Below are 16,315 nucleotides of genomic sequence, written 5' to 3'. Positions count from 1 at the left end.
CCAATTTAAAGGCCTGCCAATGCATACGTTAGCGTTTTCAGATTACCTGGTTTTTTTGACCTATTTTATTGTTGTTTCAGGATATGGCTTATGGATTTACTACCGTAAGAAGGCCAAAGCGCTGAATACAAAAGATTACTTTCTGGCTGAAGGGTCGCTCACTTGGTGGGCCATCGGCGCATCGCTGATCGCGTCCAACATTTCCGCTGAACAGTTTATCGGCATGAGTGGCGACGGGTTTAAGCTGGGGCTGGCCATCGCGGCCTATGAGTGGCTGGCGGCGGCGACCCTGCTCATCGTGGCCGTGTTCTTTATCCCTGTTTACCTCAAAAACAAGATCTATACCATGCCGCAGTTTCTCGCTCAGCGGTATAACGGAACGGTGAGTACCATTATGGCCGTGTTTTGGCTGCTTTTGTATATCGTTGTTAACCTGACTTCCATTCTTTACCTGGGTGCGCTGGCCGTTTCTTCCATTTCAGCGATCAACTTCAACGTATGCATGTACGGGATTGCCATTTTTGCAATATTCATTACCCTGGGGGGGATGAAGGTAATTGGTTATACAGATGTCTTACAGGTGCTGGTGCTGATCCTTGGTGGACTGGCCACTACTTACCTTGCCTTGGATATGGTGGCCGACCATTATCAAACGGCGGGTATATGGAAAGGGCTGGGCCTGCTGTATGAAAAAGCCCCGTCACATTTTGACATGATTTTCACCAAAGATCAGGAACACTATATCAGTTTGCCGGGACTGTCCGTATTAATAGGAGGTATGTGGATTGTCAACCTGAACTACTGGGGATGTAATCAATACATTACCCAGCGTGCGTTGGGTGCCGACCTGAAGACGGCGCGGAACGGTATTCTCTTTGCCGCGTTTCTGAAGATGCTGATGCCGGTTATTGTGGTGTTGCCCGGTATCGCGGCATGGGTGCTGTACAACGAAGGGTTCTTCCAGGCAGATATGCTGGTAAACGGCGTCGTCCGCGCCGACAAAGCTTATCCCGTATTACTCAACCTGCTCCCTGTGGGTCTTAAGGGACTGGCGTTTGCAGCACTTACTGCTGCGGTTGTCGCTTCATTGGCCGGAAAATCCAATAGCATAGCCACGATTTTCTCATTGGATATTTACAAGAAATTGTTTGATAAAGAAGCGGACGAGCGAAAACTCGTCAACATTGGAAAGATTACCATTGTATTTACCATGGTGCTGGCTGTGATCATTGCCCCGCATCTCGGTATTGAAAAGGGTGGATTTCAGTATATCCAGGAATATACGGGTTTTGTATCGCCCGGTATCTTTGCCATGTTTATTCTTGGGTTCTTCTGGCGGAAGACAACCTCCAATGCGGCACTTTTTGCTACGATAGGTGGCTTTGCCCTATCGGTGGTCCTGAAGTTTATCCCGGACTGGGTAAACCTGGACTTCTTGTATCCTTATGGTTTTGCGGTACCCAACGGGTCCGGTGTTTATGAAATTCCGTTTATTGACCGGATGGGGATTGTCTTTGTGTTCTGCGTGATTGGTATGTACCTGATCAGTGTGTGGGAAAACAGACGGGGTGTTGTGCCGAATGGACTTCAGGTAGACCGGAGTATGTTTAAGGTACACCCGGCCTTTCTCGCCGGTTCATTGATCATCGCCGGATTGCTGGTTGCCATTTATACCATTTTCTGGTAATTGTTAATTTGCCCAGTTCTCCCGGTCGAGGCTGCGCAGCTGGATGGCTTCAGCCAGGTGTTCGGTCGCTATTCCATCACTTCCGGCCATGTCGGCAATGGTGCGTGATACTTTCAGTATGCGATCGTATGCTCTCGCCGACAGCCCCAGCCGTTCCATAGCTGTTTTCAGTAACGCCTGCCCGGCCTTGTCAATCGAGCAGATGTCACGTACCAGCCGCGGGCCCATCTGGGCATTGCAATGGATATGGGGATAGGCACTGAACCGCCGTGTCTGTATTTTCCGTGCACATACAACCCGCTCGCGTATCGTTGCGCTTTTTTCCGTCTTTTGCGGCGTGGTCAATGCATTGAAATCAACTGGGGTTACTTCAATATGGAGATCAATACGGTCCATTAAAGGGCCGGATATCCGGCCCAGGTATTTCTGCACTATCCCGGGATGGCATACGCACGTTTTTTCGGGGTGGTTATGAAATCCGCAGGGACAGGGATTCATCGCCGCGATCAACATGAAACTTGCCGGATACACTACCGCAAAGCGGGCGCGGGATATCGTGATCTGACGCGACTCCAGCGGCTGGCGCAGCACCTCCAGTACGGCCCGTCTGAATTCGGGTAATTCATCCAGAAAAAGCACGCCGTTGTGCGATAACGAAATTTCCCCAGGCTGCGGATTGGCACCGCCGCCTACCAGCGCAACGTCACTGATGGTGTGATGCGGCGAACGGAATGGCCTAACGGTCATCAGCGCTGCAGTGTTGGTAAGTTTACCCGAGACCGAATGTATTTTCGTGGTCTCCAGCGCTTCTTCAAAACTTAACGGGGGTAATATAGTGGGCAGTCGTTTGGCAAGCATTGTTTTTCCTGATCCGGGTGGACCAATCAGCACGGCATTATGCCCACCGGCAGCGGCAATTTCCAATGCCCGTTTGATGTGCTCCTGGCCTCGGACATCGGCAAAGTCATTGTCGTAATGATCTGCTTTTTCCAGAAAAAGGGAGTCGTTATCCACGGATAGCGGGCCGGGCCGGCTGGCACCGGCGATGAAGTCGGCTACTGCTTTTATATTTTTCATGCCATACACCTCCAAGCCGCTGACGACGGCGGCTTCACGGGCATTAGCCTCCGGTAGCAGTATACCCTTGAACCCGTCCTGCCGGGCCTGAATAGCAATGGGTAACGCCCCCCTTATTGGTTGTATGGTGCCGTCAAGCGACAGCTCACCCAATATGAGGAATGACGCCAATGTATCGGAAACAAGCTGGCCGGAAGCAGCCAGTATACCGATGGCAATGGCTAGGTCGTACGCAGATCCTTCCTTGCGGATATCGGCAGGGGCGAGGTTAATGACAATCTTTTGCCTTGGCATCCGGAACCCGGATGCAGTTAACGCACTTTCAATCCTGCGTAGACTTTCCTTAACGGCGTTGTCGGGTAGTCCGACGATATAATATTTAATTCCCGCGGAAATATGGACTTCCACGGAAACCGTAGTGGCCTCAATGCCCTGTACGGCACTCCCATAAGTTTTGATAAGCATAGGTTTAGCTGATATTTTCCCTAAAGCTAAGGAAAAAAGACTAAAAGAAAAAGACGGGGAAAATGAAACGGGGCTGTACGCCGCCTAGCTTAGTTTTGGTGCTGTTTCTCTTCGTATTGCTGCAGGGGTCCTTCTGTCATTTCACGCGCGTGGTCACGCAACTGATAGATTTTTTCGTTATCTACTTCGTCAGCTGCCTGCGCCTGGGACTGCATAATGGCCTGCCGTACATCATATAACCAGAGCATGGTATTCAGGAGTAGTGCCATGAGCCCAATAAACAACAGCAACTCAATGGTACCAATATGCTGGAAAGATAATGCAAAGCCGATAATCAGCAGATTGAAACCCGAAAGTACCAGTGTGGCCTGCGTATGATTCATGCCGGTGTCCAGCAGCCGGTGATGCAGGTGATTGCGGTCGGCTATAAACGGCGACTTACCCTGGGACAGACGGATCACGACCACCCGCAAGGTGTCAAATATCGGAATGATGAGGATAGCGATGGCTACCGCCGGCACCGACTGTACAAATGAACCGGTCAGCCCGGCATCCTGCGCTTTGTTCAGCTCAATAAACTGAATCGCCAACACAGAGATGATAAACCCAATGGTATAGGCACCGGCATCCCCCATAAAAATACGGGCCCGGCCAGCGTTGTAGCGTAAAAACCCTAAAATAGAACCTGCCATGCTTATCGCAAGCAGCGCCAGGCCGTGCTCTTCCATCCGGAAAAAAACGTAACCGAACGTCAGGCTCACAATCACGCTTACGCTGCCCAGCAACCCATTGATACCATCGATGAGGTTAAATGCATTAATGATAAATACGATGAGCAGACTGGAAAACAGGTAACTGATTACGGGATGAATATCCTGGATGCCAAATACCCCGTAGAAGCTTGTCAGCCGGATATCGGCAAAATAGACAACAATCAGCGCGGTAATGGATTGGGCAAGGAATTTTTTATAGGGATTCAATGCAGCAAGGTCGTCTTTCAAGCCCACCAAAAAAATGAGCAGACCCGATGCAAAAATGTAATTGGCATAAGGTAAGAGGTTGCCGGAGATGCATAGGCAGGCGGTAAAAGCGAAAGACGTCAATACGGCAATTCCTCCCAGATTTGGCGTACGATACTTGTGTATTTTTCGCTCCTCAAGTGCCGGATCATCAAACAGGCGCTTCTGATACGCCAGTTTGATCATCGAAGGAACTGCATACAACGTGATCACGCACGAAAACAAAAAAGAAAAAATGACCAAGTAAATGTCTATCATATAAAAGGGTGTAATCGTACGGTTTTACGCCACAAAGATAAGGTAAATAACAATGCCCGCATCTTTGGACTTTTAAATTATTTCTCTTCTGTAATATTGTCAGTACGCAATATTTATGCCACGAATGATAAATGCATCAGGCACATAGGCAAATGCGGATACGGGCCGATGTTTTTCGTTTTTTGGCAAACGATTTGCTTATTTGTTTGTATATTTAGCAAGGAGCTGTCTTAAAAGCCATACGCCGTCCGTCAGCTAGCCAGGTGTTAACCGACGCGGTGCTTAGGTAAAGGGACATGCTGGATCAAACATAAAAAAACGACTTGTATTCAATTCAAAACACAATAAAGTTATGAGTGATAACACGAAAGTAGTAGCAGCATTGCTGGCCGGATTAGCTGCAGGAGCAGCGCTAGGGATTTTGTTTGCACCTGACAAGGGATCTGAAACACGTGACAAGCTGAATGATTCATTAAAAGATCTCGGTGATGCATTGAAGGAACGCAGTGCGGAACAAATGGATCACCTGAATGATTTTAAAGAAAAGATGCTGGCGATGGTGAAAACCAAGTTGAGCAAAAATGCGCATACCGTTGAGGAAGCGCTGGAAGAGCACGCCTGAATATAGAAAAGGGCTCGGCCCTATGCCACGAGTGGCGCAGGCAGCGATGGTTTCCTTCGGGACTGTTCCATGGGTGTGCTATGCGGGTTAAGTAACGCATAGCAACTCACATCATCTGAATCAGTAATACCTTGACCCAAGCAAATGGAGGATAAAAAGTTTTCGATTAAGGGTGTATTTCAAAAGAGCAAGGAATACATTGATACGCGGTTTAAGCTGGCCAAGCTTCGGCTGGTGGAGCGTTCTTCGCGGCTTATCGCCAGCTTACTCGTCGACGGTATTAAAGCAGTTTTTGCCATCTTCGTCATTTTCTTTCTGAGTTTGGCGCTTGGTTTCTACCTGAGTGAGCTGCTGGGCAGCTCCTCATTGGGATTTTTGGCCACCGGTGGTATTTTCGTACTGCTCATTATATTGGTCTCACTCGTTGAAAACCGCTTGGAGCGCTTATTTATGAACCTCTCCATTAAGCGTTTTCTGCAGAAATGGAATGATGAAATAACCGAAGACGATGAGCAAGGAAAGCAAAATTAAGGACCTGGCGGATCTGCGGCTGGAAATCGACCGGCTTAAAGTACTAACCCGGGAGCAGGAAAGCTATCTGAACGATCAATACATACTATTCAACGAGAAGATTGAAGCCCCTGTCCGGTTTGTTAAGTCGGCCATCTCCTGGGTACCGGGGGTTGATCTGGCCAAAAGTGTCTTTGCGAAACGCAAGGGCGACGAAGACTGGATTACCAGGGTGCTCCGGATTGGTTTCCCGGTAGTCCTTAACCGCTTTTTCCTGCGCAGGGCAGGATTCATTAAACGGGCATTGGTTACGCTGCTTTCCCAGCAGGCGGCAAGTGTGTTAAACCGGGATACGCTGGCGGGGGTAATCGACAAGGTAACGCATTTTATCCAACCGGCGAAACGAAAAAAAGGTAAGGCCAGGCACTCTGATTACGGAATTCCACCCGACAGCGAGACCTACTGAGCATCAAACCGTTTCAGGAAATCACCGTAAGCCAGCTCGATGCCGGCTTTCAGGTCAACCGTATGATACCATCCGAGTTCGTGCAATTTACTCACATCCATTAATTTGCGGGGCGTCCCGTCCGGCTTGGACGTGTCAAACAGCAGGTCGCCCGAATACCCTACAATGTCCTGTATCATATGTGCCAGTTCCCGGATACTGATGTCGGCACCTGTCCCGATATTGATCAATTCCGGACTATCATAACGTTCCATCAAAAACACACAAGCATCTGCCAGGTCGTCCGAAAACAGGAATTCCCGTTTTGGCGTTCCGGTACCCCAGATGGTCACGCTGGGTTGATGGCTGCGCTTAGCTTCGTGGAAGCGCCGGATCAGTGCGGGTAGCACATGCGCGTTTTCGGGATGGTAATTATCCTGATAGCCATACAGGTTTGTAGGCATCACCGATATAAAATTACAGCCATACTGATCGTGGTAGGCCTGGCAGAGCTTAATGCCGGCAATTTTGGCAATGGCATACGGCTCATTGGTGGGCTCCAGTAACCCGGTCAACAGGTACTCTTCCCGGATTGGCTGGGGAGCGAACTTGGGATAGATACAGCTGGAACCCAGAAACAGTAATTTTTTGACACCATGGACATACGATTCATGGATGACATTATTCTGAATTGCCAGGTTTTCATAGAGGAAATCAGCCCGGTAGGTATTATTTGCCCATATGCCACCCACTTTGGCCGCTGCAAGGAATACGTAATCCGGTTTTTCCGTGGCAAAGAACCCGGCCACTGCCTGCTGATCGCGTAAATCCAGTTCCGCAGAGGTGCGCAGTACGAAATTGCGGAACCCCATTCCGCTTAACTTCCGGTGGATAGCCGAGCCCACCATACCCCGATGGCCCGCGATGTATATTTTAGCCTCTTTTTCCACAAATACCCTTTTGATACAAAAATAGCCAATTTGTTCGGTATACACGACCCGAAAAAGCGCGCACGGCGACGTCGGCGGGAAAACTTTTTTTAGCCGGAATATAAGCCTATTTTTGCGCCATATTTATGGGAAAGGACAAATTACGCAAGTTTGCAGAAATTAATTCGTTTAGCAATGTCTTTCAGCTGGACGAAGGCAGGGAATTAAAGGGCCGGTGGGCATCCGGTTATTTTGGCAATGCAAACCCCCTGGTACTCGAACTGGCCTGTGGCAAGGGCGAGTATACGGTGAATATGGCAAAGCTGTTCCCGGAGAAAAACTTCATCGGCGTTGATTACAAAGGCAACCGTATCTGGCGTGGTGCGAAAACGGCGCTGGAAGAACACATTCCCAATGTCGCGTTTCTCCGTATTCAGATCGAAACACTGCTCGACTATTTCGATCGCGGGGAGGTGCACGAAATCTGGATCACGTTCCCCGATCCACAGCCGCAGCAAAGCAGGGAAAAAAAGCGACTAACGGCCCCGTCTTTTCTGGCCCGGTACCAGCAGGTACTCCGTCCAGGCGCAAACATGCACCTTAAAACAGACAATGATGGGTTGCATGCATATACGCTGGAAAAATTAACGGAGCTCGGACTGGAGCCACTGGTGCAAACGACGGACCTTTACCGTTCCGATTTCGTGGATGAGGTGCTTGCCATCAAAACCTATTATGAAAGGAAATACCTCGTCAGCGACAAAAACATCAATTACCTGAAATGGCGTTTTGCTGGTGGCAACGAAGTCACTTCTTCAGAAACGCAAAAAACACAGCCAGTATAATAAGCGCAAAGGCGACCGCATGGTTCCATGCGATCCGTTCCGTTTTGAATAACAGCAGGGCAAATAGCAGAAAAATCCCAATGGAAAGCGCCTCCTGCACGATTTTGAGCTGCATGAGACTAAATGGCCCGCCGTTTCCGCGGAAGCCCAGTCGGTTGGCAGGCACCTGAAAAGAATATTCCACCAGCGCAATGGCCCAGCTGATGAGAATAATCGCGAAGAGCCCAAGGCTTTTACCCCACTCCATGTCCTTAAAACGCAGGTGGCCATACCAGGCCAATGTCATAAACACGTTTGATGCACATAGCATCAGAATGACCGTGAGCGCGCGCATTGTATGTCGTGGTGGTTAAAGCGATGAAGACGGCATTGCCTGCTGTTGTTTGCGCTTGCTGAGCTTCTCCGTATTGACCGGCTGCGGCAGTTTTACATAATATCCCGTACCATCATAAGGGCGCTTTCTGGGATGCGTTGTACAGGTATCTGAACAGCAGCCTTCCATGCTCCACCCGCAGGCTTCGCATTGGGTGAAGTGCTCGTTGCATTCCGGGTTGGCGCAGTTAATCATCCGGTCGGTCTGCGCGCCGCAGTTCAGGCATTGTGAAATAACCTTTGGGTTAACGTGGTTCACGTCCACGGTTACCCGGTTATCAAAAACATAGCATTTACCGTCAAAGTCTTTCCCGCCGGCTTCCTTGCCATATTTGATAATGCCGCCATGCAGCTGGTACACGTCCTTAAACCCCTCCTTCAGGAGCAGTGCGGAGGCCTTTTCACATTTGATTCCGCCGGTGCAGTAGGTCAGGATTTTTTTATCCCGGTACTGCGCAAGCTCATTGATCTTTTGGGGGAATTCACGGAAGTTTTCGATATCGAGTGTTACGGCATTCTTAAACCGGCCGACCTGGTGTTCATAGTTGGAGCGTACATCCAGCACAATCACGTCATCACGGTCTTTCATCTCCATAAATTCGGCAGGCTCCAGGTGTTTGCCTGTTTCCGTATTCGGGTCAATGACTTTCGGGTCGCGTAGTCCGGAATGCACAATCTCCGGTTTGTAACGACAGTGCATTTTGATGAATGACGGCTGGTCAACCTCGTCAATCTTGAAGTCTGTATGTGCGAACCGCTCGTCGGCATGTAGCGCATCCATGTAAGTCCGGCACGCTTCCGGAGTACCGGAGACCGTACCATTTAGTCCTTCATCGGCAACGATAATCCGGCCGACCAGATTGAGGGACTGACAGAATAAAAGGTGATCCGCGGCAAACTGTTCCGCGTGGGTAATCGGGCTGTAGCAATAGTACAGCAGGGTCTGGTATTTTTTCATCAGTTCATTGATACCGCTGCAAACGGCGTTTAATGTTTAATCGGGTACAAAAATACGGAATATCAAGAAAAATACACAATCAACTAAAATCCGGATCGAAAGTGCTTCCGTCCGGCCAATGGCAGTGCAGTCCGGGGAATTCCGACTGTTTTTCACGGCCGTACAGCGCGATTACCTAGCCAACAGCAACCTGGCCTGGGAGCCCCAGCCGCCTATAAAGACATCCGGCAGCCCATCACCATTCAGATCGCCGACGGCAATCCCCCAGCTTCTTCCCACGGTAGTTTCGGGGATTACTTCGCCGGTTACATCGGTGAAATTTCCCTTGCCGTCGTTACGGTAGGCGTGTACCTGCATGGCTTCGAACGGTGGAATTTTCATCGCACTCAGCAACAGGTCTGGATGTCCGTCCCGGTCAATATCAAAAGGTGCAGCCGCGTAAGTGGAAAAGGTATTATTGGGCAGCTGCGATTCGGTTACATCAGTGAAACGGGCATTGCCGTCATTAAGGAGCAACCGTGTACGCGGATCCTTGTCCCGTTCTCCGCCATTGCTGGTCAGGTTGGCAAATACAATATCCAGGTCGCCATCATTATCGACATCAAAAACGAGCACCTCACGGGTGTGCAGAGGTGTGGGTAAGTCCAGCTGATCCGCATGCTCGGTGAAACGGCCCTGGCCATCGTTGAGCAGCAGCCGGTTGGGAGGCACTTCATTGCCGATCACCATATCCAGGTCGCCGTCACCGTCCAGGTCGGCCAGTTTAATGCTTTGGGTCTGGTCTTCCACCGCAGGAAGGTGCGTTTTCGTCCGGTCAATGAAATAACCCGGCCGGTCCGGATCGTTGATCCAGAGGAAATTCTGGGCAGCCGCCCCTGAATTCCCAACAACAATATCGGGCAGGCCATCACCATCCACATCGCCCACATCCAGTCCATTTCCTTCGCTTTTGGCAGGCAACCTGTCGCTTACATCCCGGAAGGTGCCGTCGCTATTACCCAGGTAGTATTCGTGGTTCTGGTCATCCTCCGCAACGAAGATGCAATCGAGGATACCGTCGTTATCCATGTCCGCGATCCGGATATGCTCCATATCGTGAGACACCTCGGTGAAAGCTCCCTTTTTCCAAGTCAGCACCCCATTTCCGTCGTTTATATACAGGCGGTTGGGTGCGGCCTCCAATGCCAGTATTACGTCCAGGTCGCCATCGTTATCCACGTCGGCCAATGCAGCATCCAATGCATGGGCGTCCGGATCGGCAGGCACATGGGTAGCGGTTACGTCGCGGAAGTAAGCGGTTTCATCGGACTGTGCAACGGCGCAACCGTAGAGGGAGGTCGTGGCGGCGGCAATGATAAACATGCATTTTGCGGTTGTCTGGCGGAGATGAATTGTCTTCATGGTTGTTGAGATTGGTGCGTTTCCGTTATTACGCAAAAGTAAATAATTTTATACTTATCCCTTTTTATTACCTTTGGTATATAAACCCAAATGCATTTAGCTGATAAACCATGGATGAAACCGTAACGAACACCGCCTGGATTCAACAGGATGGCGGCATATTTGGATTATTAATGGTGATACTTGCCATTATCTTTTATACCGCTAACAGTAACCACCCGGGGTTAAAAAAGTTTTATTCGATCCTGCCCCCCCTGTTGCTTTGCTATTTTGTCCCCGGTCTGTTCAACTCGTTCGGGGTGATATCCGGTAGCGATTCGCAGCTATATGACATGAGCTCGAACTACCTACTGCCGGCATGTCTCGTATTGTTTACACTGAATATGAATTTCCGGGAAATCTGGAAGCTCCGCAAAAAAATGGGCCTGCTTTTTTTCGCCGGTATGATCGGCATTATCCTGGGTGGTCCGCTTGCTGTCTGGATCTTTTCGCTGTTTGCCCCCCAGGTTGTAGGTGGCGAAGTATGGAAAGGTTTGGCTACCCTGGCCGGCTCGTGGATCGGGGGCGGGGCCAACCAGGCCGCCCTGTTCCGTATTTTTGAACCGCCTCCTGAAATTTTTGCAGCCGTCGTGGCGGTGGATGTATTTGTGGCGTACGGATGGATGGCGCTGATACTCTACGGCGCCGATAAACATAAACAGCTCGATCGTTATTTTAAAGTAGAAGGCAATGAAGTAGAAGAGCTGACCGCGCGAATGGAAACCCTGCGGGGGACGGAAGACAAAACTCCCGAGGTCAAGGATTACATTATCATGCTGGGGGTGGCCTTTGGTGTGACAGGGATTTCGCACCTGTTGTCGGGACCGATCGCGAGTTACATTGCTGAAAATGCACCGCAACTCGACCGGTTCAGCCTAACGTCCAGTTTTTTCTGGCTTATTTTTCTTGCAACACTAATGGGTATTGGGCTTTCATTTACCAAAGCCCGCCGGCTGGAGCAGGTCGGGGCCTCCCGTTTGGCTACCGTCTTTCTCTACGTGTTGGTTGCCACGATCGGCATGCAGATCAACATTTTCGCTGTATTGGACAATCCGGGGCTCTTCTTGGTCGGTGTCACCTGGCTGCTGTTCCATGTGGCCATCATGGTAGTCGTGGCAAAGCTTATCCGTGCACCGTTCTTTTTCTTTGCGGTAGGCAGCATGAGCAATATCGGGGGTGTTGCTTCGGCATCTGTTGCCGCGGGGGCATTTCATCCGGCACTGGTACCCATAGGTGTACTGATGGCCGTGCTGGGGTATGCCGTTGGAACATACGGCGGTTACCTGTCGGCCATTCTTATGCAATGGATTGCCCCGTAATTTACTGCTTATTGGAATCCACCACCAGCCGGTTGTTGCGGTTGGCTACTTCCCAGGCCGTGTAGAAGGCTAATTTCGCCCGTTTCGTCAGCATCTCGAAATTGATCTTATCAGGTGTATCCGCCGGTGTATGATAATCGGGATGCAGTCCGCTGAAATAGAAAATCACCGGAATGCCGTACTTGGCAAAATTATACTGATCCGAGCGATAGTAGATCCGCATGGGATCCCGGGGATCGTTGTACATGTAATCCAGCTCCATTTGCGTGTAAGTCGCATTGGCCTTTTCATTGATGGCATGAAGCTCGGAGCTCAGCTTGTCGGCCCCGATAACATGAACATAGTTATGATTCCCCTGAAGGTGTTTATCGTCTATGCGGCCGATCATGTCCATGTTGAGGTTAACGACTGTATTTTCCAATGGGAAAACCGGGTGCTGTCCGTAGTAATTGGATCCGAGCAGCCCTTTTTCTTCGGCGGTAAACCCAATAAAGAGGATGCTGCGGCGCGGTCCGTGTCCTTCCGCTTTTGCCTTGGCAAAAGCGCGGGCCACTTCCAATACGCCCGTCGTGCCTGATGCATTGTCGTCGGCACCAAAAAAGATCTCGCCGTCCTGGTTGCCCTCGTGGTCGTAATGCGCGGAGATCACCAGTAACTCATTCTTCAGGTCCGTCCCTTCGAGGTAGCCCAATACATTATTAGATGTGAAAGGTTCGGAGGACGACCCGAACGTGGCACTGAAATCAGTTACCGCGAAGGTGGCAGACTGGCTTTTTTTCCTGCGTGTAATTTTTTTGGTTAACGTACCCAGGGTGGTACGGGCCTGCTGCAATAAAGCATCCGCCATTTCCGGGCTGATGTTGGCCACCGCAGTTGTGGCCGCGTTTTGCTGCGTGCGGTCTTCTGCCAGCGTAATGCGCGGCCGGGTGGTCTGTCCCCCCATACGCGCCAACGCCTCGGCGAGCCCATTGGATACCGCCAATACCAGTTTAGGTTGCTTCGAGAGCACGTTCTGGAGTCTTTTGGTACGGGAGGTAGCCCATTCGGAAGGTGCGTCAGTACCCGTGATGAGGGAACGGCCACGCGCATCCATCGGTTCGCCGTCATTGATGACCAGCACCACCTTACCTGCAATATCCACGCCGTTAAGGTCGTCATACTTCGCATCGCTGATGCCGTAGCCAATAAATACAATCTCCCGGGTGTTGACAGTCGTTTCAGGTCCGGGCGCAATCAGGTAAAAATCCTTACCATTGGTAAATTCGGTTCCGTTGATCCGTAATTCGCCCTTAGCCACATTCCTGGTTAACTCAACAGGCTGGTAGTACGAGCCGGATACCGGTCCGGTGAGTCCGAGTTTACGGAATTCTTCCGCTAGGTAAGCGGCCGCTTTCTCGCCACCCTCCTCGCCTGTACCGCGGCCTTCAAAAGCGGCCGAAGCGAGCGTGGTAAGGTGTGCTTTCGCTGTTTCCGGGGTAATCTCGGCAGCGTATTGCTGTACCGGATCCTGCGCCATAATGCATCCGTAACACGCAGGAATGAGGAAAAGTAAAGGCAGTAAGCTTTTCATGTATTGACAGTATTTTGTTGGGTATCGCGTTTATGCTCAGCACGATATTTTCCGGACGCGGTTGTTATGCCGGCCACCTTCAAAATCGGTGCTCAGAAACAGGTCAACGATGGCTTTTGCCAATTCGATGTCGATAAACCGGGCCGGAATACATACGATATTGGCATCGTTGTGCTGGCGTGCCAGTGCAGCGAGCTCTTCCTGCCAGCAGATTGCCGCCCGGATGCCCTGGTGTTTATTGGCCGTAATGGCCACACCATTTGCGCTGCCGCAAATCAGCACACCCAGTTCGGACGCCCCGGTTTCCACCGCGGTTGCCACCGGGTGGGCAAAGTCGGGATAATCTACCGAATCCGCACTGGCTGTACCAAAATCCCTGACTGTATATCCGGCTTTTTCCAAGTGCTGTACCAATTGGGCCTTGTAATCAAAACCCGCATGGTCGCCACCGATAGCCACGGTTTTCACTTTTGTCATCGTTGAAGGATTAATTGTCTTCACCCCGGTAAAAATCGAGGTCTTGTTTCATTTTACGTTTATGCACGCGGGTCGCCACAACAATACTCAGTTCATAGAGTAAAAACATCGGGAAACTCACGGTCAGCATGGTGATAATATCCGGGGTAGGGGTAATCATTGCGGCAATCAGCAGGATAAGTACCACGGCATACCGCCGGGATGCGCGCATGAACTGCGGAGTAAGTATACCAATTTTCGACAGGATAAAGACGATGATCGGCAATTCGAACACAATGCCACAGCCCAGTGTCAATGTAGCCACAAACGACAGGTAATTGTCAATCGTAATGGTGTTGGAAATGTCATCGCTGATGGAGAAGTTGGCGAGGAAATTAACCGCCAGCGGTACAACGACATAATACCCGAACAGTACACCGATGACAAACAGCAGGGTTGCGTAAAACACGAAACCACTGGCAGACTTGCGTTCAACGTCGGTGAGGGCAGGTTTCACAAACAGCCATACCTCATACAGCAGGTAGGGAAAACCAAGTACCAGCGCTATAATCAGCGAGGAGTTGATCTGCATGATAAACTGTCCGGCCATCTGGGTATTGATGATCGTGCCCGGCACTTCCGTAACGCAAAATCCGGGCGTATTAAACACCTCGGCAATTTTACACATCATCCGGTACGTCCAGAAATCACCGCTTTTCGGTCCCATGATGATATCGTCGAAGATAAAATCATAAAATGCAAAAGCGAGGATCATGAAGACCATGACAGCGATGGCCGAGCGGACCAGGTGCCAGCGCAATACTTCCAGGTGGTCAAAAAAAGACATTTCAGCTTCCAGGTTCTTGCCCTTCTGCTTAATGGTATCGATCAGGTTTTTTCCAGACAATTTACTCATGATAACGTATTAGCCCGCCTTTTTCCGGATACATCCGGTATTATTCACTTAAATCAAAGGTCTCCATAAATTTGGTGGTGAAATTGCCGGCTCTGAAATTCGGGTCGCGCATCAACCGCAGGTGCAGCGGAATCGTGGTTTCCACCCCTTCGATGATAAATTCGCTCAGTGCCCGTTCCATCGTGCTTATCGCCTCCTCGCGGGTTTGTGCCACACAGATCAGTTTGGCAATCATGGAATCGTAATTAGGCGGAATCACGTATCCGGAATACGCGTGGGTATCCAGGCGTACACCATGACCGCCGGGCGAATGGAAGTTGGTGATTTTTCCGGGCGATGGCCGGAAATTGTTAAACGGATCCTCGGCGTTGATGCGGCATTCGATGGCGTGCATGGTGGGCTCGTAGTTGGTACCCGAGATGGGAATGCCCGCCGCCACCTTGATCTGTTCCTTAATCAGGTCGAAATTAATTACCTCCTCCGTAACCGGGTGTTCCACCTGGATACGGGTATTCATTTCCATGAAATAGAAATTGCGGTGTTTGTCTACCAGAAATTCGATCGTGCCCGCACCTTCGTAATTGACGGCCTTAGCCCCTTTAATAGCGGCTTCGCCCATCGCTTTGCGCAGTTCAGGTGTGATAAAGGGCGAAGGCGCCTCTTCAATCAGTTTCTGGTGTCGCCGCTGGATGGAGCAGTCGCGTTCCGACAGGTGACATACGGTTCCGTACTGGTCGCCCACCACCTGTATTTCGATATGCCGGGGGTCTTCAACGAATTTTTCCAGGTAAATTCCGTCGTTGCCGAAAGCGGCGCCCGCTTCCTGCCGGGCAGAATCCCAGGCCGGTTCAAACTCCTCATCTTTCCACACGATGCGCATGCCACGTCCGCCGCCGCCTGCCGTGGCTTTTAATATCACGGGGTAGCCGATCTCGTTAGCGATGGCGATGCCTGCAGCAATATCCTTTACCAGGCCATCCGAACCCGGAATGGTCGGTACACCGGCTTTTTTCATGGTCTCCTTAGCGGAGGCCTTATCGCCCATCTGTTCAATCTGTTCGGCAGTTGCACCGATAAATTTGATCCCGTATTGGTTGCAGATGGATGAGAAACGGGCATTTTCCGAAAGGAATCCGTAGCCCGGGTGGATGGCGTCGGCATTGGTCAGCTCAGCTGCCGAAATAATATTGGGTATGTTGAGGTAAGAGTCTTTGCTTGGCGGCGGGCCGATGCAGACGGCCTCGTCGGCGAAGCGCACATGCAGGCTATCACGGTCGGCCGTGGAATATACGGCTACGCTTTTGATACCCATTTCGCGGCAAGTGCGGATAATGCGCAATGCAATTTCACCCCTGTTGGCTATTAGTATCTTTTTGAACATGTATTTAGCGATAAATCAGTACAGACCCATTTGGCGCCTGTCCTAT

General features: G+C 50.6%; 16 protein-coding genes. 6 read left to right on the top strand and 10 right to left on the bottom strand.

All coding sequences use genetic code 11. The annotated features are described in order from the left end of the window. Nucleotides 1-19 precede the first annotated feature (19 nt). Nucleotides 20-1,687: a sodium/sugar symporter gene (locus NEV57_RS05720; protein WP_257657339.1), complete on the top strand. Its 1,668-nt coding sequence runs from the start codon at nt 20-22 to the stop codon at nt 1,685-1,687. A 3-nt stretch (nt 1,688-1,690) separates the two neighbouring features. Here the strand turns inward: NEV57_RS05720 and NEV57_RS05715 are convergent, their stop codons facing one another. Both NEV57_RS05715 and NEV57_RS05710 read right to left on the bottom strand, forming a co-directional pair. Beyond that, nucleotides 1,691-3,229, bottom strand: a complete 1,539-nt coding sequence (locus NEV57_RS05715) for a YifB family Mg chelatase-like AAA ATPase (protein ID WP_257657338.1) — start codon at nt 3,227-3,229, stop codon at nt 1,691-1,693. A gap of 89 nt (nt 3,230-3,318) precedes the next feature. Next, nucleotides 3,319-4,506 carry a glycosyltransferase family 4 protein gene (locus tag NEV57_RS05710; RefSeq protein WP_257657337.1) on the bottom strand — a complete coding sequence of 396 codons (1,188 nt, stop codon included), beginning with the start codon at nt 4,504-4,506 and terminating at the stop codon, nt 3,319-3,321. Nucleotides 4,507-4,858: 352 nt separating this feature from the next. Here NEV57_RS05710 and NEV57_RS05705 point away from each other — a divergent pair, with 352 nt between their 5' ends. The 3 genes from NEV57_RS05705 to NEV57_RS05695 all read left to right on the top strand — a co-directional run bounded on the left by NEV57_RS05705 (nt 4,859) and on the right by NEV57_RS05695 (nt 6,104). Then, a complete protein-coding gene (locus NEV57_RS05705) occupies nt 4,859-5,128 on the top strand; it encodes a YtxH domain-containing protein (RefSeq protein ID WP_257657336.1) in 270 nt (89 codons plus the stop codon). A 144-nt stretch (nt 5,129-5,272) separates the two neighbouring features. Continuing rightward, on the top strand, nt 5,273-5,659 hold the full coding sequence (locus tag NEV57_RS05700; RefSeq protein ID WP_257657335.1) for a phage holin family protein: 387 nt from the start codon (nt 5,273-5,275) through the stop codon (nt 5,657-5,659). Then, complete coding sequence (locus NEV57_RS05695; RefSeq protein ID WP_257657334.1) at nt 5,637-6,104, top strand: hypothetical protein; 468 nt, start codon at nt 5,637-5,639, stop codon at nt 6,102-6,104. Before NEV57_RS05700 ends, NEV57_RS05695 begins: the two co-directional genes overlap by 23 nt. Here NEV57_RS05695 and NEV57_RS05690 read toward each other — a convergent pair. Beyond that, nucleotides 6,098-7,033 carry a GDP-L-fucose synthase family protein gene (locus NEV57_RS05690; RefSeq protein WP_257657333.1) on the bottom strand — a complete coding sequence of 312 codons (936 nt, stop codon included), beginning with the start codon at nt 7,031-7,033 and terminating at the stop codon, nt 6,098-6,100. The genes NEV57_RS05695 and NEV57_RS05690 overlap by 7 nt on opposite strands. Before the next feature lie 125 nt (nt 7,034-7,158). Here NEV57_RS05690 and trmB point away from each other — a divergent pair, with 125 nt between their 5' ends. After that, a complete protein-coding gene (gene trmB / locus NEV57_RS05685; protein WP_257657332.1) occupies nt 7,159-7,857 on the top strand; it encodes a tRNA (guanosine(46)-N7)-methyltransferase TrmB in 699 nt (232 codons plus the stop codon). Here the strand turns inward: trmB and NEV57_RS05680 are convergent. From NEV57_RS05680 to NEV57_RS05670, 3 genes are all read right to left on the bottom strand, one after another. Beyond that, nucleotides 7,820-8,191 (bottom strand): DMT family protein, encoded by a 372-nt coding sequence (locus tag NEV57_RS05680; protein WP_257657331.1) that lies wholly within the window; start codon nt 8,189-8,191, stop codon nt 7,820-7,822. The two genes, trmB and NEV57_RS05680, sit on opposite strands and share 38 nt — an antisense overlap. Before the next feature lie 15 nt (nt 8,192-8,206). After that, on the bottom strand, nt 8,207-9,187 hold the full coding sequence (trhO, locus tag NEV57_RS05675) for an oxygen-dependent tRNA uridine(34) hydroxylase TrhO (protein WP_257657330.1): 981 nt from the start codon (nt 9,185-9,187) through the stop codon (nt 8,207-8,209). A gap of 171 nt (nt 9,188-9,358) precedes the next feature. Beyond that, a complete protein-coding gene (locus NEV57_RS05670) occupies nt 9,359-10,588 on the bottom strand; it encodes an FG-GAP repeat domain-containing protein (RefSeq protein ID WP_257657329.1) in 1,230 nt (409 codons plus the stop codon). A 110-nt stretch (nt 10,589-10,698) separates the two neighbouring features. Between NEV57_RS05670 and NEV57_RS05665 the strand changes: the two genes are divergently transcribed. Further along, entirely contained in the window at nt 10,699-11,946 is a 1,248-nt protein-coding gene (locus tag NEV57_RS05665; RefSeq protein ID WP_257657328.1) for a DUF819 family protein, read from the top strand. A 1-nt stretch (nt 11,947) separates the two neighbouring features. Here NEV57_RS05665 and NEV57_RS05660 read toward each other — a convergent pair whose 3' ends face one another. Genes NEV57_RS05660 through accC form a run of 4 tightly spaced genes read right to left on the bottom strand, consistent with a single transcriptional unit; the run spans nt 11,948 to nt 16,269 of the window. Next, nucleotides 11,948-13,516, bottom strand: coding sequence for a M28 family peptidase (locus NEV57_RS05660; protein WP_257657327.1), 1,569 nt, complete (start codon nt 13,514-13,516; stop codon nt 11,948-11,950). Nucleotides 13,517-13,552: 36 nt separating this feature from the next. Beyond that, a complete protein-coding gene (gene rpiB, locus NEV57_RS05655) occupies nt 13,553-13,993 on the bottom strand; it encodes a ribose 5-phosphate isomerase B (RefSeq protein ID WP_307876395.1) in 441 nt (146 codons plus the stop codon). 10 nt (nt 13,994-14,003) lie between these two features. Next, nucleotides 14,004-14,888, bottom strand: a complete 885-nt coding sequence (gene tatC, locus NEV57_RS05650) for a twin-arginine translocase subunit TatC (RefSeq protein ID WP_257657326.1) — start codon at nt 14,886-14,888, stop codon at nt 14,004-14,006. 40 nt (nt 14,889-14,928) lie between these two features. Further along, a complete protein-coding gene (gene accC, locus NEV57_RS05645) occupies nt 14,929-16,269 on the bottom strand; it encodes an acetyl-CoA carboxylase biotin carboxylase subunit (RefSeq protein ID WP_257657325.1) in 1,341 nt (446 codons plus the stop codon). Nucleotides 16,270-16,315 lie beyond the last annotated feature (46 nt).

Source organism: Parapedobacter lycopersici, assembly GCF_024643285.1.
Lineage (GTDB): Bacteria > Bacteroidota > Bacteroidia > Sphingobacteriales > Sphingobacteriaceae > Parapedobacter > Parapedobacter lycopersici.
The sequence above is the reverse complement of the archived record's forward strand: the minus strand, read 5'-3'. Positions and strand labels throughout refer to the sequence as shown.

What these genes read in the sequence shown, in the direction of transcription:
- NEV57_RS05720 (WP_257657339.1), top strand. Translation starts at nt 20, where the DNA reads ATGCATACGTTAGCGTTTTCAGATTACCTGGTTTTTTTGACCTATTTT.
- NEV57_RS05715 (WP_257657338.1), bottom strand. Translation starts at nt 3,229, where the DNA reads ATGCTTATCAAAACTTATGGGAGTGCCGTACAGGGCATTGAGGCCACT.
- NEV57_RS05710 (WP_257657337.1), bottom strand. Translation starts at nt 4,506, where the DNA reads ATGATAGACATTTACTTGGTCATTTTTTCTTTTTTGTTTTCGTGCGTG.
- NEV57_RS05705 (WP_257657336.1), top strand. Translation starts at nt 4,859, where the DNA reads ATGAGTGATAACACGAAAGTAGTAGCAGCATTGCTGGCCGGATTAGCT.
- NEV57_RS05700 (WP_257657335.1), top strand. Translation starts at nt 5,273, where the DNA reads ATGGAGGATAAAAAGTTTTCGATTAAGGGTGTATTTCAAAAGAGCAAG.
- NEV57_RS05695 (WP_257657334.1), top strand. Translation starts at nt 5,637, where the DNA reads ATGAGCAAGGAAAGCAAAATTAAGGACCTGGCGGATCTGCGGCTGGAA.
- trmB (WP_257657332.1), top strand. Translation starts at nt 7,159, where the DNA reads ATGGGAAAGGACAAATTACGCAAGTTTGCAGAAATTAATTCGTTTAGC.
- NEV57_RS05680 (WP_257657331.1), bottom strand. Translation starts at nt 8,191, where the DNA reads ATGCGCGCGCTCACGGTCATTCTGATGCTATGTGCATCAAACGTGTTT.
- trhO (WP_257657330.1), bottom strand. Translation starts at nt 9,187, where the DNA reads ATGAAAAAATACCAGACCCTGCTGTACTATTGCTACAGCCCGATTACC.
- NEV57_RS05670 (WP_257657329.1), bottom strand. Translation starts at nt 10,588, where the DNA reads ATGAAGACAATTCATCTCCGCCAGACAACCGCAAAATGCATGTTTATC.
- NEV57_RS05665 (WP_257657328.1), top strand. Translation starts at nt 10,699, where the DNA reads ATGGATGAAACCGTAACGAACACCGCCTGGATTCAACAGGATGGCGGC.
- NEV57_RS05660 (WP_257657327.1), bottom strand. Translation starts at nt 13,516, where the DNA reads ATGAAAAGCTTACTGCCTTTACTTTTCCTCATTCCTGCGTGTTACGGA.
- rpiB (WP_307876395.1), bottom strand. Translation starts at nt 13,993, where the DNA reads ATGACAAAAGTGAAAACCGTGGCTATCGGTGGCGACCATGCGGGTTTT.
- tatC (WP_257657326.1), bottom strand. Translation starts at nt 14,888, where the DNA reads ATGAGTAAATTGTCTGGAAAAAACCTGATCGATACCATTAAGCAGAAG.
- accC (WP_257657325.1), bottom strand. Translation starts at nt 16,269, where the DNA reads ATGTTCAAAAAGATACTAATAGCCAACAGGGGTGAAATTGCATTGCGC.